15 protein-coding genes are annotated in these 14,769 nt (G+C 70.9%); 9 read left to right on the top strand and 6 right to left on the bottom strand.

Annotated elements, in window-relative coordinates; all coding sequences use genetic code 11:
* Positions 1 to 11 precede the first annotated feature (11 nt).
* The gene (locus tag AB0C19_RS19005) at positions 12 to 704 is read left to right on the top strand and encodes a DUF6348 family protein (RefSeq protein WP_357186831.1); all 693 of its coding nucleotides are present in this window, start codon (positions 12 to 14) and stop codon (positions 702 to 704) included.
* 251 nt (positions 705 to 955) lie between these two features.
* Here AB0C19_RS19005 and AB0C19_RS19010 read toward each other — a convergent pair whose 3' ends face one another.
* Positions 956 to 2,128, bottom strand: a complete 1,173-nt coding sequence (locus AB0C19_RS19010) for a zinc-dependent alcohol dehydrogenase (protein ID WP_357186834.1) — start codon at positions 2,126 to 2,128, stop codon at positions 956 to 958.
* 28 nt (positions 2,129 to 2,156) lie between these two features.
* Complete coding sequence (locus tag AB0C19_RS19015) at positions 2,157 to 3,107, bottom strand: SRPBCC family protein (protein WP_357186837.1); 951 nt, start codon at positions 3,105 to 3,107, stop codon at positions 2,157 to 2,159.
* A gap of 242 nt (positions 3,108 to 3,349) precedes the next feature.
* Between AB0C19_RS19015 and AB0C19_RS19020 the strand changes: the two genes are divergently transcribed.
* The 6 genes from AB0C19_RS19020 (at position 3,350) to AB0C19_RS19045 (ending at position 8,639) form a co-directional block, all read left to right on the top strand.
* The gene (locus AB0C19_RS19020; protein WP_357186839.1) at positions 3,350 to 4,360 is read left to right on the top strand and encodes a carboxypeptidase regulatory-like domain-containing protein; all 1,011 of its coding nucleotides are present in this window, start codon (positions 3,350 to 3,352) and stop codon (positions 4,358 to 4,360) included.
* A 65-nt stretch (positions 4,361 to 4,425) separates the two neighbouring features.
* Positions 4,426 to 4,791: a sigma factor gene (locus tag AB0C19_RS19025; protein ID WP_357186842.1), complete on the top strand. Its 366-nt coding sequence runs from the start codon at positions 4,426 to 4,428 to the stop codon at positions 4,789 to 4,791.
* Positions 4,792 to 4,806: 15 nt separating this feature from the next.
* Positions 4,807 to 4,944 (top strand): sigma factor-like helix-turn-helix DNA-binding protein, encoded by a 138-nt coding sequence (locus AB0C19_RS19030; RefSeq protein ID WP_357186845.1) that lies wholly within the window; start codon positions 4,807 to 4,809, stop codon positions 4,942 to 4,944.
* Positions 4,931 to 6,163 (top strand): hypothetical protein, encoded by a 1,233-nt coding sequence (locus AB0C19_RS19035; RefSeq protein ID WP_357186849.1) that lies wholly within the window; start codon positions 4,931 to 4,933, stop codon positions 6,161 to 6,163. The genes AB0C19_RS19030 and AB0C19_RS19035 overlap by 14 nt, the downstream gene beginning before the upstream one ends.
* Before the next feature lie 58 nt (positions 6,164 to 6,221).
* Complete coding sequence (locus AB0C19_RS19040) at positions 6,222 to 6,584, top strand: SCP2 sterol-binding domain-containing protein (RefSeq protein ID WP_238685908.1); 363 nt, start codon at positions 6,222 to 6,224, stop codon at positions 6,582 to 6,584.
* 3 nt (positions 6,585 to 6,587) lie between these two features.
* Entirely contained in the window at positions 6,588 to 8,639 is a 2,052-nt protein-coding gene (locus AB0C19_RS19045; protein ID WP_357186853.1) for a glycogen debranching N-terminal domain-containing protein, read from the top strand.
* A gap of 8 nt (positions 8,640 to 8,647) precedes the next feature.
* Here the strand turns inward: AB0C19_RS19045 and AB0C19_RS19050 are convergent, their stop codons facing one another.
* Positions 8,648 to 9,205: a hypothetical protein gene (locus AB0C19_RS19050; RefSeq protein ID WP_357186856.1), complete on the bottom strand. Its 558-nt coding sequence runs from the start codon at positions 9,203 to 9,205 to the stop codon at positions 8,648 to 8,650.
* 52 nt (positions 9,206 to 9,257) lie between these two features.
* Complete coding sequence (locus tag AB0C19_RS19055) at positions 9,258 to 10,211, bottom strand: helix-turn-helix domain-containing protein (RefSeq protein WP_357186859.1); 954 nt, start codon at positions 10,209 to 10,211, stop codon at positions 9,258 to 9,260.
* Between the two features lie 94 nt (positions 10,212 to 10,305).
* Between AB0C19_RS19055 and AB0C19_RS19060 the strand changes: the two genes are divergently transcribed.
* Positions 10,306 to 11,316, top strand: coding sequence for a saccharopine dehydrogenase NADP-binding domain-containing protein (locus AB0C19_RS19060; protein ID WP_357186862.1), 1,011 nt, complete (start codon positions 10,306 to 10,308; stop codon positions 11,314 to 11,316).
* Positions 11,317 to 11,564: 248 nt separating this feature from the next.
* Positions 11,565 to 13,079, top strand: coding sequence for a DUF1996 domain-containing protein (locus AB0C19_RS19065; RefSeq protein ID WP_357186865.1), 1,515 nt, complete (start codon positions 11,565 to 11,567; stop codon positions 13,077 to 13,079).
* A gap of 86 nt (positions 13,080 to 13,165) precedes the next feature.
* Here the strand turns inward: AB0C19_RS19065 and AB0C19_RS19070 are convergent, their stop codons facing one another.
* Both AB0C19_RS19070 and AB0C19_RS19075 read right to left on the bottom strand, forming a co-directional pair.
* On the bottom strand, positions 13,166 to 13,645 hold the full coding sequence (locus AB0C19_RS19070) for a hypothetical protein (RefSeq protein WP_357186868.1): 480 nt from the start codon (positions 13,643 to 13,645) through the stop codon (positions 13,166 to 13,168).
* A 109-nt stretch (positions 13,646 to 13,754) separates the two neighbouring features.
* Positions 13,755 to 14,765, bottom strand: a complete 1,011-nt coding sequence (locus AB0C19_RS19075) for a HEAT repeat domain-containing protein (RefSeq protein ID WP_357186871.1) — start codon at positions 14,763 to 14,765, stop codon at positions 13,755 to 13,757.
* Positions 14,766 to 14,769: the final 4 nt, after the last annotated feature.

Raw genomic sequence — 14,769 nt, forward strand, 5'->3', positions numbered from 1 at the left:
TGTGAACCACCATGATCGACCAGCGGGCTACCCCACAGCCCCTCCCTGCCGAGCGTGTGCTGGAACTTGCCGCGCCGATGCTTGCCGAGGTCGGTGGCCAGTGGCTGCTGACCGAAGGGCCGATGCTGCGGTCGGGATCGTTGGGTGTCCGGGTTCTTCCGTCGGACAGCGACGATTACCGCCACCTGGACCTGGAGATCCTGCTGAACGTCGACCGGCCGGACGTGCCAACGGTCGTCGACTGCACGCTTGGCCTCGCGGCTGATCCGGTCGAGGCGGCCCGTCAGGCGATCCAGGCGTGGATTGAGACCTGCCTGGTGACGGTCCTGGAGATGATCGAGCAGAAAGGACGGCTGGCGAACCACTTCAGATCCGGCGACCAGGGCGGGTTCGCCGGCTGGCACGCGATAGTCGGCAGTGCGACCGGGTGGTCCGTTGACGGATCGCAGGCTAAGCAGGAGTGGTTCGCCGAGGCGATGCCGTGGTCGACCCTGGCGCCGGTGATCGCGGCCGGGCTCGACCGCCCGTACCTCAACGGCGTTCGCATGCTTGTCGGCCAGGGCGGTGACTCCACCGAGTGCGAGGTCCGGATCAACGGCCAGCGGCACGAACCGTCCGCCGCGGCGCTCGCCGCCCTGGACTGGCCGCGTACCGACCGTTTCGGCCTGGCACGCACCTTCGTCCTCCTGGTCGGCCCCGACTAAGCCTTGACCGCAACGGTGGTCGGGTTGGTAAGGCCGCCCTCGTGGCGGGGTCCCGCGTGTCACCAGGCGCGGCCAACGTTCGTGGTCACAGCACTAGCTGCCGGACAACGGGGAACCGTTTGGAGCTCGCGGCAGCGGGCGCGCAGAGCGACCCGCAGTGGTGGTCGGCTCCTTTGGAGCTGAATCGTTCACGACATCAGCTCCAAAGGCAGCGCGTGAGGCATCCCCCGGCCGGCATACCTGGCCGCCACTCAAACCTTCAACAGCACCTTCGTACAGTCGTCCTGCTTCTTCTGGAAGATCTTGTAGCCCTTCGGTGCGTCACGCAGCGGCATCCGGTGGCTGACGATGAAGCTCGGGTCGATCTCACCGCGCTGGATGCGCTCCAGTAGCGGCCGGGTGTAGCGCTGGACGTGGCACTGACCGGTCCGCATGACCAGCGAGCGGTTCATGAACGCGCCCATCGGGAACTTGTCGACGAAACCGCCGTACGCGCCGACGACCGAGACCACCCCACCGGAGCGGCAGGCGAGGATCGCCTGCCGGAGGGCGAACGGTCGTTCCGTCTCGACTCGTGCGACCTGCTTGGCCCGGTCGTACGCGTACATGGCGGCGTTGCCGTGGTGACCCTCCAGGCCCACCGCGTCGATGCACGCGTCGGGGCCCCGGCCGGCGGTCATCTCGTTGAGGGTGTCCAGCACGTCGGCTTCCTCGTAGTTGATCGTCTCGGCGTCGATGTGCTCCTCGGCCAGCCGCAGCCGGTACGGGAACCGGTCGATGACGATCACCCGCTCCGCGCCGAGCAGCCGGGCGCTGGCCGCGGCGAGCAGCCCGACCGGCCCGGCGCCCCAGACGGCGATCACCTGCCCGGGTTTGATGTCGCACATCTCGGCGCCCATGTAGCCGGTCGGGAACACGTCGGCCAGCATGACCGCCTGGTCGTCGCTGATCTCGTCGGGCACCTTGACCGGGCCGACGTCGGCGAACGGCACCCGGGCGTACTCGGCCTGGCCGCCGGCGTAGCCGCCGAGCAGGTGCGAGTAGCCGAAGATGCCGGCCGGCGAATGCCCCATGATCTTCTCGGCGATGCCGGCGTTCGGGTTGGAGTTCTCGCAGACCGAGTAGAGGCCGCGCTGGCAGGACGAGCAGTGCCCGCAGGCGATCGGGAAGGGCACCACCACCCGGTCGCCAACGGCGAGGTTGCGAACCTGTGGGCCCACCTCCACCACCTCGCCCATGAACTCGTGGCCGAGGATGTCGCCCTTGCGCATCGCGGGTATGTAGCCGTGGTAGAGGTGCAGGTCGGAGCCGCAGATCGCTGTGGTGCTGATCCGGACGATCGCGTCCCGGGCGTTCATGATCTTCGGGTCGGGTACGTCGATGACCTTGACGCTGTCGGCGCCCATCCAGGCGGTGGCCTTCATTCTCGGTCCCTTTCGGAGAGCTGGGCGGTCAGCGACGGGACGACGGCAGCGGTTGGGCGGGTCGCTGCATGGCCTGTTGGCGTACGGAGATGCCGTTGGGGCTGCCCTCGGAGCGGACGACCTCGCCGGTCTCCAGCACCTGCTTGAACCGGCGCAGGTCGTCGCGGACCTGCTGCTCGGGTTCCTCGCCGAAGAGCTTCGCCACCGCTCGGCCGAGCGCGCCGGCCGGCGGCGCGTAGCGCAGTTCCACCCGCACCTCGGTCCCCCGGTCGCCGGGCGCGGGCACGAACCGGACCCGGCCGACGTTGGGCACGCGGGTGCCCGGCAGTGACCGCCAGGTGATCGACTTGTTTGGCTGGTCGTCGATGATCTCGGCGTCCCACTCGACGCGGTGCCCGGCCGGGCCACGGGCGATCCAGTGCGAGCGGCGCAGGTCGTCGGCGCGGACGGATTCCAGGTGCGCCATGAACCGGGGCAGGTTCTCGACGTCCCGCCAGAACCGGTACGCCTCGGCGGGCGACCGGTTCACCGTCACCGCGATCTGCATCCTGATCACCCGGGCGCGGGCCCGTCGAGCCCGCCCGACCCGTACGGCGGCGAGCACGTCGACCGCGGTGATGCCGGCGATGGCGAGGGTGGTCAGCGCGACCCGGCGACGGCGTTCACCGCCGCGGTCGGCGAGGGCCCGCCCGAGCAGTGTGAGGTCCATGGCGTCGCCGGCCACCCGGCTCCAGACCCAGCCGGCCGGGCGGCGGCCGCTGAGCAGGCCGGCGGCGCTGCCCAACTCCCGTAGGCCGATGGCCGGAAGCACGGACCGCGCGGCCGGGGAGTCGTCTACCCCGGTCATCCGGGCGATGGGTCCGGGCGCGACCAGCGCGCCCACTCCCAGGGCCAGGCTCAGCAGGCCGAGCGCGCTCGGCAACGTCGCCGGCACGGGACCGTCCAGCTCCGGTAGGAGCACAGTGTCGACACGACTCATGTCCGGTCCCTTCTGGTGGGCGTCGCCGCCCGGTTCGTCGACGGGGGCGGCGGTGGCCCCGCCCCCGTGACGCTATGTCGTACCGGTGCCACATGCGCCGGGTTCGGGGCAGAACGTCCGTTGCGGTCGGTGTGGGCCGGTACGCCTGCGGCAACGGTCGGCATCGCGACATTGACCGATTTGGATCACCTGAACGCCGTTACGGTCGGCCCGACCCGCCGCGTCGCCGGAAGGACACCTCCGTGAGCCGTTCTCTGCTGCGCCACCTGACCGCCACCATCGCCGTCGCACTGCTCGTCGGGGAGGCCGCCGCCCCGGCCGCCGCGCGTACCCCCGCGTCGCCCGCGCCCGGCGGTGTCCGCACCGTGGTGCGCGACGCGGCGACCGGCGCACCGGTCCCCCGGGCCTGCGCCGCGCTCGTCCCGGTGGACGCCGCGGCGTTGTCAGCGGTCAACATCGGCGAGGACCAGCTCGGACGGTACGGGGGTTGCGCCGACGAGCAGGGCGTACTGGTGGCTGGGGACGTCGCTCCGGGGAGGTACCGGCTGCTGGTGCGCCCCTACGACACGACGGCGCACGGCTGGCAGTGGGTCGGCCGGCACGGCGGCACCGGTGAGCGCGAGCGGGCACAGGTGATTCAGGTGCGGCCCGGCGTGGTGACCAACGCGCCGGTCATCCGGCTCGACCCGCCGGGCACCGTCGTCGGAGTGGTGACCAACGCGGCGACGGGCGCCCCGGTCCCCCGTGCGCTGGTCATGGTGGTGCCCTACGTGCCGCACCCGAAGTACGGCGACCACGGCCCGACCACCGACGAGGACGGCCGTTACACGATCACCGGCCTCGGCCCGTACCACTGGCCCGTGCAGTTCGCCGCCGCCGGGCTGGCCACTGTGTGGTCCGGTGGGGTGGGCGGTCGGCAGCAGGCGCGGCCGGTGCGGGTCCGCGCCCAGCAGACGGCGACGCTGAATCAGGCGCTGCCCGCCGGGACACCGCTCACCGGGGCGGTACGGGTCGACGAGCTGCTCACCTACGGCCAGGTGATCGCGTTCGACGCGGCCACCGGGGACCTGGCCGGCGTGGCGGACGTGGGTGACGGTTACGCCCTGCGCCTGCTCCCCGGGCAGCGGGTGAAGCTGCGCTGCGACTGCGCGTACGCCCCGTCGGTCTGGCACCACGACGCCGCCGGCTTCGACGCCGCGACTGCCGTGCGGGTCCGCCGGGCGCCGGTCGTGGTGGACTTCAACCTCGACTGACCGGATTCTGGCCGGTCACCGGAACCTTCTCCCCGGCCCGTTGGTGGGAGTGGTGGAGAAGGGGGGTGACGGTGTCCGACGGCGATCCGATCTCCGAGCTCTACGCCAGCTGTTTCCGACGCCTGGTCGTCCAGCTGTACGCGGTGACCGGCGACCTGACCGAGGCGCAGGAGGCGGTCCAGGAGGCGTTCACCCGAGCACTGATGGCGCCAGGGCGGTTCGCCGGGCTGGAGAACCCGGAGGCCTGGTTGCGTCGGGTCGCGGTGAACTGGGCCCGCAGCCGGTTCCGCCGCCGTCGAGTGCTCGACGGGCTGCTGCGCCGCATCGGGCCGCCGCCGGCCGTCGCCGACCACTCCCCGGAGCACCTCGCCCTGCTCGCCGCGCTGCGCCTGCTGCCCGAGGGGCAGCGACAAGCGCTGGCCCTGCACTAGCTCGTCGACCTGCCGGTGGACGAGGTCGCCGCCACGCTGGGCGTCTCGTCCGGGACGGTGAAGTCCCGGTTGTCGCGGGGCAGGGTCGCTCTGGCGGCGCTGCTCGCCGAAAGCGACGCCACGGAAACCGGGAGGATCGATGTCCGGTCGTGAGTTCTCCGGGTTCGACGTCGACACCGTCACCGAGGCCGTGTCGCAGCCGCCCCTCGACGAGCTGCGCACCACCGCCCGATCCCGTCGGCGCCGGTCGGTCGCGGCGGTGACGACCGCACTGGTCGCACTGGCCGGGCTGGCGGTCGTACCGCTGCTGGCAAAGCCGGACCGGGTCGCGCCGGCCGGCCCGCCGGCACCGTCGGGTGCGCAGTTCAGCCAGTTCACGCTGACGGGGCCGAACTCCGGAGTCGACGTGCGGCGGGACGGCTGCGTGGTGCGCTTCTCGTACACAGGCGACGGCGGCCGCAGTTGGTCGGACTGGGACGCGGCGCGCTTCCAGGGCACTCGATGTGCGGCCGACACCGCCGCCGGGACACCGGGCAGCGGCATGGGCTCCTCCGTGCTCAGTGAGCGGTCCTACCTGGTCACCGACTCCGGGCTGGCTCACCTCTCCACCGACTACGGCCGCACCTGGCGGGACGCGGACTCCGCGATCGTCGCCGTACCCACGTTCCCGGCGACGGCCCGACCGGTCCTGTGCGGGTTCGGCTGTGCGCCGGTGCTAGAGCCGCTGGCGGTGGACCCGTCGAGCGGAACGGTGTACCGCCTCACCGCCACGGCACCCAGCCTGCTTCCGCTGTTCAGCCTCTACCCGGCAGCGGACGGCAGCATCTGGGCCACGTACCGGACGGGAGGCGGCGAGGGTTCGACCGTCGCGCGCAGCGCCGACCGAGGCGCGACCTGGACCGCCTGGAAGGCGGGCGACGACGGGGACGTGATCACGGCGGTCGGGCTCGACGACCGGGAAGGGTACGCGCTGACCCAGTCGTCGGCGGCGGGTGGCGAGGTGCGGCTGCTGCGGACCACCGACGGCGCGAAGACCTGGACGGACACCGGCGTCGACCTGCCGGATCAGCTGCACTACGACCTCACTGTGGGGTCGGACCGGTCCCTGCTGGCGATCACCGCCGGTGGGGGCACCGAAGCCGACCGCCGCGCGCAACTGTTGGTCAGCCGGGACGACGGGCGGACCTTCACCCTCGCCCGGGAGCACGGCCGGCTCGTCGGCGCGGTCAGTGTCGCGCCCGGCTACGCCTGGCTCTTCGGGCGTGACGACGGGTCGACGGGCGAGCCGGACCACTTCCTCGTCACCACGGACGCGACCAGCTGGACCCGCTTCTCGCTCGAAAGTGAACAAGGGGGCACCACCCGGCGTTAGGAGTGCGCGGCAGCGGGTAGCCGGCATCCGCTCTTACCAGCGCCCGGAGGAGGTGGGGATGTCGGAGACCAGCGCCTTCTTCGAGCGGTTGACGGTCGCTGGCCAGGATCCACGGTTCAGCAAGGTCTGCGGCAGCGTGCGATTCGACATCCGCGACGACGGCAACCTGGAGCAGTGGCTGCTCGACATCGATCATGGCCGGATGCGGGTGACCCGAAGCGGTGGCCCCGCCACCACTGTGATCCAGGTGTCCGCGCAGCTCGCGGAGGCGATGGCGCGGGGCGAGGTCAACGGGCTGGCGGCGATCACCCGTGGCGAGATCATGGTCGACGGTGATCTCGCTCTGGCGTTGCGTATCGGGCGACTGTTTCCGCGAGAGCCCGGGCGGCTTCAGCGCGAGGATCCCGACGGTGGGACGTGACCGATGAGGGACATCGCGGGCACGGTGGCGTGCATCGACGGGAACACCTTCATGGTGTCCGACGCCAGCGGCGACGTGCAGTCGTCCCCGAGCACCCCGGTCGGCCTCTTCGCCGCTGACACGCGCTTCCTGTCCCGCTGGCGGCTCACCGTCAACGGCGAGTGCATGACCGCGCTGTCGGTGGACGACAGCCAGTACTTCGAGGTCACGTTCTTCGCGGTTCCGGGCGCGGCGGTGGACTACGTGGAGGCCGACGTGTCGGCCATTCGGCGCAGGCGCATCGGCCCGGACCTCACCGAGTCGCTGACGATCTTCAATTACGGCGAGCGGGACATGACGCTCGACGTACGTCTGGAGGTGGCTGCCGACTTCGCCGACATCTTCGAGATCAAGTTCGACGTCGGCGACAAGTCCGGCGAGCACTACACGCGCGTCGGCCCGAACGAGTTGCGCCTGGGCTACCGGCGCGGCACCTACCGACGTGAGGTCGTCGTGTCGGCGAGCGAGCCCGCGGAGTTCGACTCGGGCGGCCTCCGGTTCGCGGTCCGGCTACGCCCCGAGCAGCAGTGGTCGACCCGGTTGCAGGCCGTCATGCTGGCGTTGCGTCCGGACGGCGTCGACCTGCGCGCCGCCCTGCGCGCCCAACGGCCGGACGACTCCACTCTGCCGGCGAGCGTGCGTGCCTGGGTCGCGGCGGCCCCGACCCTGGACACCGAGAGCGTCGGCCTCCAGCAGGTCTACCACCGCAGCCTGGTGGACCTGGCGGCGCTGCGCTTCGCCCCGCTCTCGCTCAGCGGCGCGAGCGTACCCGCGGCCGGGTTGCCCTGGTTCATGACCCTGTTCGGCCGCGACAGCATTCTGACCTGCTTGCAGACCCTGCCCGTCACCCCGTCGCTGACCCCACCGACACTGCGGATCCTCGCGTCGTTGCAGGGCGTGCGGACCGACGACGTGCTGGAGGAGGACCCGGGCCGGATCCTGCACGAGTTGCGCTACGGGGAGTCGGCCGCGTTCGAGGAGCAGCCGCACTCCCCCTACTACGGCACCGTGGACGCATCACCGTTGTTCGTGGTGCTGCTCGACGAGTACGAGCGGTGGAGCGGCGACACCGCGCTGGTGATGGAGTTGGAGCAGGAGGTCCGCGCGGCCCTGGCCTGGATCGACAGGTACGCGGACCTCACCTCCACCGGCTACGTCTGGTACCAGCGACGCAACCGCGCCACCGGCCTGGACAACCAGTGTTGGAAGGACTCCTGGGACAGCATCTCCTACGCCGACGGCCGGCTGCCGGGCTTCCCGAGGGCCACCTGCGAAACCCAGGGGTACGCCTACGACGCGAAGATCCGGGGGGCACGACTGGCCCGTACCTTCTGGGGCGACACTGCCTACGCCGAGCGGTTGGAGAGCGAGGCGGCGGCCCTGTACGACCGGTTCAACCGGGACTTCTGGCTTGAGGACCGCGGCTTCTACGCCCTCGCCCTCGACCACGACGGCACTCCCGTGGACAGCCTGTCGTCCAACATCGGGCACCTGTTGTGGAGCGGCATCGTGCCTCCGGAGCGGGCTGAACGGGTGGTCGAGCACCTGATGGGGCCGGCGCTCTTCTCCGGTTGGGGGGTGCGGACGTTCGCCGAGGGGCAGCGTCGCTACAACCCGCTCGGCTACCACAACGGGACGGTCTGGCCGTTCGACAACTCATTCATCGCCTGGGGTCTGCGCCGTTACGGGTTCGGCAACGAGGCGGCCCGCATCGCCGAGGGCATCCTCTCCGCCGCCACCTACTTCGAGGGTCGGCTACCCGAGGCGTTCGGCGGGTTCGACCGCGACACCACCCGGTTCCCGATCCGGTACCCGACCGCCGGCAGTCCGCAGGCGTGGTCCAGCGGTGCCACCATGCTGCTGATCCGCACCATGCTCGGTATCAACCCGCACGAAGACCACCTGGCCGTGGACCCCGCGCTACCCGCCACCTTCGGACGGATCGCGCTCCTGGACATCCCCGGCCGTTGGGGCAAGCGCGACGCGTTCGCCCGCCAACGCCCCGACCAGCGCTAGCGGGACGCTCAACTGACGGTGAAGCCGCCGTGGGTCCGCGTCTCCCGCAGCCAGTCGAGCCAGGCCAACCACAGCTCGTCGGTCTCCCACTCGGCGCGCGGGCTCGTCGGCGACGCCTCATAGAGAATCAACGCCTGCTCGATCTCGGTCTGGCCCACCACCCAGGGACCGTTGCTCGTCAGCTTGAACTCGGGGATCCCCACCTTGCCGGGGCTGGTCTGCGCGGATGCCGCCCGCTCGGCCTCTTTGTAGGCGTCGCGTCGGCGCTGATCGTTGCGCCAGTCGTCGACGCCGTCGAACGGCCAGTCCGGAAAGGGCTGCGGTGTCGCCTGGTAGGTCATGCCGGCCGACCGCATGCGTTCCCGACAGAACTCCATGCCGGCGACGTTGAGAGCGAATTGGTAGGCGGCGGCGAGCGACGAGTACTCCTCGTAGCACTGTGGCCAGTTGCCGCACGACCCGTTCAGATCCATGCACGCTTCGGCGTGGGCGCGCGCGCTCGCGGCGGGCTCGGGTAGATCGACGTGTTCGAAGCTGTAGCCCATCGGACCCCCGACCGCCGGCATCGCACGAGCTTGGCATTCTGCCCGACGCCTTCCGCGCGTACCCGGTCCGGGATCAACCGGTGGCAGGCCCGGTGGCCCGGAAGGTACGCCGGTACGTGTCCGGGGGCACGCCGACGGTGCGGTGGAAGTGTCGACGCAACGTCGCGGCGGTGCCCATGCCGGCCGCCTCGGCGACGGCGTCGATGCTGTCGTCGGTCCGTTCCAGCAGCTCCTGGGCGTGGCGGATCCGTTGCGTCGACAGCCACAGCAGTGGTGTGGTGCCGGTGACCGAACGGAAGTGGCGGGCCAGGTTGCGTGAGCTCATGTTCGCCTGCCGGGCCAGGTCCTCGACGGTCAGCGGCCGGTCCAGGCGGGCCAGCGCCCAGGGAAACAGGGTGGCCAGCGGGTGGTCGTCACGAGCGGGCACCGGGGTGGTGACGTACTGGGCCTGACCACCGGCGCGGTGCGGAGGCACGACCAGGCGGCGGGCGACGGCGTTGGCGACGGTCGAGCCGTGGTCGCGGCGGATCAGGTGCAGGCACAGGTCGATCGCGGCGGCCTTCCCGGCGGAGGCGAGCACGCTGCCGTTGTCGACGTAGAGCACGTCCGGGTCGACCCGTACCCGGGGATAGCGGGCGGTCAGCGCCTCGGTGTGCGCCCAGTGCGTGGTGGCCCGCAGCCCGTCGAGCACCCCGGCGGCGGCCAGCACGAACGCGCCGGTGCACAGCGAGACCATCCGGGCGCCCGCCCGGTGGGCCGCGCGGACCGCGTCGAGCAGGTCGGGGTCCACGTCCCCGTCGACGTCCTCGATCGACGGGATGATCACGGTGTCGGCGCGGGCGAGGCGGTCCAACCCGTCGTCAGGCGCCAGCAGGAAGCGGCCGATCCGGACCGGGCCGGGGCCGCAGATCGCCACGTCGTACCAGGGGTCGGCCAGGCCGGAGGGGTCGTGGGCGAAGACCTCGCAGGCCAGGGCCAGCTCGAAGTGCAACATGCCGTCGGTGGCGGCGATCGCGACAAGGGCCATGTCCGAAACTGTACGGGGGATGGCGTTCCCGACACTGGTCGGTCGCCGGTCGCTGCGGAAGGCTGGACTTAGTCGATCTTTCAAGGGGGCAGTGATGGGCCACATCGTGGCGGTGTTCGGGGCGTACGGGCACACTGGACGATTCGTGATGACGGAGCTGCGCGAGCGCGGGTTCGGTGCCGTGCCGGTGGGCCGCGACCCGCGCCGGTTGGCGGCGTTCGGGCCCGGCTACCGGGTGGCGTCGGCCGACGATCCGGCGTCGCTCGACGCGGCGCTGACCGGCGTGGACGCGGTCATCAACTGCGCCGGCCCGTTCGCGTCGACCGCCGCCGGTGTGATCGAGGCCGCGCTGCGCGCCGGGATCCCGTACGTGGACGTGGCGGCCGAGATCGAGGCCAACCTCGATACGTTCACCCACTTCACGGAGCGCGCGCGGGCGGCCGATGTCGCGGTAGTCCCGGCGATGGCCTTCTTCGGTGGGCTCGGTGACCTGCTCGCGACGATGGCGATGGGCGACTGGACGTCGGCCGACGAGGCGCACGTCGCGTACGGACTGAGCAGCTGGCACCCGACGGCCGGGACGGTCGCCGCGGGTGTCGTCTCCCGCGAGCGCCGCGCCGGCGACCGGGTCCGCTACACCGGCGGCCGGTTGGAGTACCGGTCCGGCGGGGAGCTGCCGAGGCTGGACTGGGACTTTCCCGCGCCGCTGGGCCGGCGCACCGTTCTCGGGGAGTTCACCATGGCCGACGTCGTCACCATCCCCCGCCACCTGGCCATCCCCGAGGTCCGCACCTACATGACCGTCGACGCCGCCACCGACCTGACCGCCGCGGCGGCGCCGGTAGCGGTCGACGGGCGGGGCCGGTCAGCGCAGACGTTCACTGTCGACGTCATCGTGCGTCGCGGCGGCGCGGGCCGTCGTGTCGTGGCCAGTGGTCAGGACATCTACGCCGTCAGTGCTCCCCTGGCCGTGGAAGCGGTCGGGCGCGTCCTCGATGGTCGGACGAGGACCAGCGGCGTCGCCTCCGCCGGCGAGATGTTCGACGCGGTTGACTTCCTGCGCGCGCTCTCGCCGGCCATCAGTGTCGAACCGGTCAGCGACTGAGGTGGAGAATTCGACCACAATTCGTTACGAGAAATTCGTAATCTTCGAGCCAGAACGGGGCGACGGGACTTAAATGAAACTTAAGACTGTACGAGCGAAAAATTGTCATCCGGAGGGGCCACGCTGGCTGCCAGGGCACTCGTCGACCGGCCTCCTTAATTCTTTCCCCGCGAGTTGATGCAGGCCCCTGACGTGCACATACTCCTTCCGACAGAGCTTTATCGTCGACTCGAAGGAAACCACTGGTAATGCGGACTCCCCCCGCGCACGTCGCACCACCGGATCGGGCACGAAAGCGTCGTCGCCTCACTCGTATCACGCTCGCCTCCGCTGTCGTCGCCGCGCTGGCCGGCAGCGGCATCTACATCGCCGGCGCCCAGGCCGAAGAGGTCGCCGTGCCCGGCCGGGTGCAGGCAGAGGCCTTCGCGGCACAGTCCGGGGCGCAGACCGAGGGCACCGGCGACGCCGACGGCGGCCGTAACGTTGGCTGGCTGGCCAGCGGCGACTGGCTACGCTTCGACGGTGTGTCGGTAACGGGCGTCGACCTGACGGCCCGGGTCGCCTCACACAACGCCGCCGGCGGCGCTGTCGAGTTGCGCCTCGGCGCGCAGAACGGTCCGCTGCTGGCCAACTTCCCGATCGCCCAGACCGGCGGCTGGCAGAAGTGGACGACCGTCACCGCGAAGGCGTCCGCCGTGCCGGCCGGCGCGCAGACCGTCTTCGCGGTCATGACGAGCGCCTCGACGTCGGATTTCGTGAACCTGAACTGGTTCACGTTCGGCCCCGCGACGGGCACGTCGCCGAGCGCGTCGGCCACACCGAGCACGTCGGCCGCCCCTTCGGCCACACCGAGTTCCACAGCGTCCGCGTCCGCGTCTCCGTCGACGTCCGTCCCGCCGAGCGCGCCGGCCGGCGGCTGGGTGCCCGTCGACCAGGCGAAGTGGAGCAGGGAACTCGCCGCCTTCAACGCCATCAAGCCGAAGGCGGTGCCGCCGGGCACCACCCGGGTGCCGGAGTTCCACACCGACTGCGGCGTCGCGAACTCCGCCCCGGACGACCCGATCGTCCTGCCGGGCCTCTCGGGCGCCTCGCACATGCACACGTTCTTCGGCCCGAAGATCGACGCCTTCACCACTACTGACAAGCTGTTCGCCGCGGCGAACACCTGCAACGCCCCCGGGGACAAGAGCGCCTACTGGACCCCGGAACTGCGCAAGGACGGCAAGGCCGTGCCGATCAAGAGCATGCGCATCTACTACGGCTCGCGGGTCAAGGACCCGTCGACGGTCAAGCCCTTCCCGCCGGGCCTGGTGGTGGTCGAAGGCGACGCCAAGCGGCAGGTCGACACTCCGAAGAACGCCGGCAGCAACCAGTTCTGGTGCGCGGGCAGCGCCGAGATCGGCCGCAGCGCCGACGGCAACTGGCCGAAGTGCGCCCCTGGCGGCAACCTGATCTTCCAGCTCGTGTTCAAGGACTGCTGGGACGGCAAGAACATCGACTCGCCCGATCACAAGTCGCACATGGGCGACCCGGTGAACGGCGTCTGCACCGGCAAGTACCCGGTGGCCGTGCCGGATCTCTCCTTCATGGTCAACTACGAGTCGCTGGGCGGTGACGGTCTCAGCCTCTCCTCCGGCAAGCCGTCATCCATGCACGGCGACTTCATGAACGCCTGGGAGCCGGAGCGTCTCGGCGACCTGGTGAAGTCCTGCCTCAACCAGAACGCCAAGTGTGGCGTCGACACGACCTTCGCCGGCGGCTGACCACCGCCACCGCTGTCGACGGACGGCCCCCACGCCTGAGCGTGGGGGCCGTCCGTCATCACACCCGCTCCGATCGGGCCACGAGGTCAGAGAACCATGCTGACCCCGTTGGCCTTGCACGCGGCGCTGACATCCTTGCCGGCCTTCTCGAAGGCCGGGTTGTCGGCGGCGGTCGCCGGGTCCGCCGCGGCCGCAGCCTTGGCCGCCTCGGCGGCGAACGTCCGCAGGGCGTCGGCCAACTTGCCGTCGCCGGTCGAGGCGACAGTTGTCACCTTCTGCTCCAGCCCAGTCAGGATCTTCTTGAAGTCGGCCGCCGACGCGTCGCCAGTCGTGGCGACCTTCACCATCTCGGTCCTCATCTCGTCGCTGGCCTTCTTCACCGCCTCGCAGAGCTGCTTGTCGGTCGCCGCGCCCGCCGCGGGAGACGAGGTCGGCGTGGCGGCAGCGGACGTGGCCACAGCGGACGGGGCCGCGGAGGTGGGAGCGGGCGTGGTGGATCCGGCGGTCGTCGCCTTATCGGTGTCGCCACACGCGGCGAGGGCCGTCGAGACGGCAAGGATCAACATGGCGGAAGCAAGACGGGAAGATTTCACGGACGCGGACGATAGTCGAAGCCCAGGCGATGATCAATCGGCTCGGCGTCCCGTCCATCCTCGGCGGCTCCACAGTGTTCGATCATGGCGCAGTCGCGGCACGAAGCGCGAGGATGGAGGTCGCCGTCAGTGCGACGGCGCGGTCCTCGTCGTGCGACAGGTCCGTGAGGGCGCTTACGGCCGTGCTCCCCGGAATGTCCGCCAACGCCTCGGTCAGCCGTCGCCGTGCGGACGGTGCGACGCCGCCCTGCCGGAGGCAGGCAACGAGCCGGGTCGCAATCTCGTCTGCCAGCGCGGGATCGGCCGCCAGCAGGCTCAGCGCGTCGGCAGCGTCGACATCCTTGCTCTCCTCGATGACCATGTCGATCAGCGTGGGAAGCGCGTCCGCCACTCCGCGCGCCCCGAGCGCCAGAGCCGCGTACCCGCGGACCACGATGTCGGGGTGCGTGAGGGCGTCCCGCAGCACGTCGGTCGCAGCGGCGTGCGGGATCTCGGCGACGGACTGAACGGCGCGCCTGCGTACCTCGGCCTCCGGGGAGCCGAGGCCGTCGGCCAGCAACGCCAACCCGCCGTCGCCGGACTGCGCCAGCGCCCAGCGCAGGGCTCCGGCGACGTTCGGGTCCGACTCACTCAGCACCGCCTCGACAAGTGCCTCCACCGGCACCGGCCCCTCACCGACCGAGGACAGGGCGGCGCGTTGACGGGTGCCCGCGCTTTCCGAGCCCAGTGCCCGCAGGAGTGTGACGACCTGCAGGACGTCCTCCCAGTCGGACGGGTCCGTGGCACCGATCCGACGGAGTCGGGTGAGCAGCTCCATCTCATCCGCGATGCGGAGTCGTGTCCGCCGGATGAGGTCGTTGACGAGTTCGGCGGGGGTGAAGCCGGGATCGTCGAGCGCACGGCGGACGTCTCGTAGCGACAGGCCCAACGACCGCAGGCTCTCGACGTGGAAGATCAGCCGGATGTCCTCGCTGGTGTACTCGCGATAGCCGGAACCGGTACGACCAGTAGGCCGGATCAGCCCGAGCGCGTCGTAATGCCTGAGCATGCGCGCGCTGACCCCGGACCGTCGCGCCACCTCACCGATCAACACCTGG

Source organism: Micromonospora sp. NPDC048842 (genome assembly GCF_040649935.1).
Classification (GTDB): Bacteria; Actinomycetota; Actinomycetes; order Mycobacteriales; family Micromonosporaceae; genus Micromonospora; species Micromonospora hortensis.

What these genes read in the sequence shown, in the direction of transcription:
- AB0C19_RS19005 (WP_357186831.1), top strand. Translation starts at nt 12, where the DNA reads ATGATCGACCAGCGGGCTACCCCACAGCCCCTCCCTGCCGAGCGTGTG.
- AB0C19_RS19010 (WP_357186834.1), bottom strand. Translation starts at nt 2,128, where the DNA reads ATGAAGGCCACCGCCTGGATGGGCGCCGACAGCGTCAAGGTCATCGAC.
- AB0C19_RS19015 (WP_357186837.1), bottom strand. Translation starts at nt 3,107, where the DNA reads ATGAGTCGTGTCGACACTGTGCTCCTACCGGAGCTGGACGGTCCCGTG.
- AB0C19_RS19035 (WP_357186849.1), top strand. Translation starts at nt 4,931, where the DNA reads ATGTCCGGTCGTGAGTTCTCCGGGTTCGACGTCGACACCGTCACCGAG.
- AB0C19_RS19040 (WP_238685908.1), top strand. Translation starts at nt 6,222, where the DNA reads ATGTCGGAGACCAGCGCCTTCTTCGAGCGGTTGACGGTCGCTGGCCAG.
- AB0C19_RS19045 (WP_357186853.1), top strand. Translation starts at nt 6,588, where the DNA reads ATGAGGGACATCGCGGGCACGGTGGCGTGCATCGACGGGAACACCTTC.
- AB0C19_RS19050 (WP_357186856.1), bottom strand. Translation starts at nt 9,205, where the DNA reads ATGCCGGCGGTCGGGGGTCCGATGGGCTACAGCTTCGAACACGTCGAT.
- AB0C19_RS19055 (WP_357186859.1), bottom strand. Translation starts at nt 10,211, where the DNA reads ATGGCCCTTGTCGCGATCGCCGCCACCGACGGCATGTTGCACTTCGAG.
- AB0C19_RS19060 (WP_357186862.1), top strand. Translation starts at nt 10,306, where the DNA reads ATGGGCCACATCGTGGCGGTGTTCGGGGCGTACGGGCACACTGGACGA.
- AB0C19_RS19065 (WP_357186865.1), top strand. Translation starts at nt 11,565, where the DNA reads ATGCGGACTCCCCCCGCGCACGTCGCACCACCGGATCGGGCACGAAAG.
- AB0C19_RS19070 (WP_357186868.1), bottom strand. Translation starts at nt 13,645, where the DNA reads ATGTTGATCCTTGCCGTCTCGACGGCCCTCGCCGCGTGTGGCGACACC.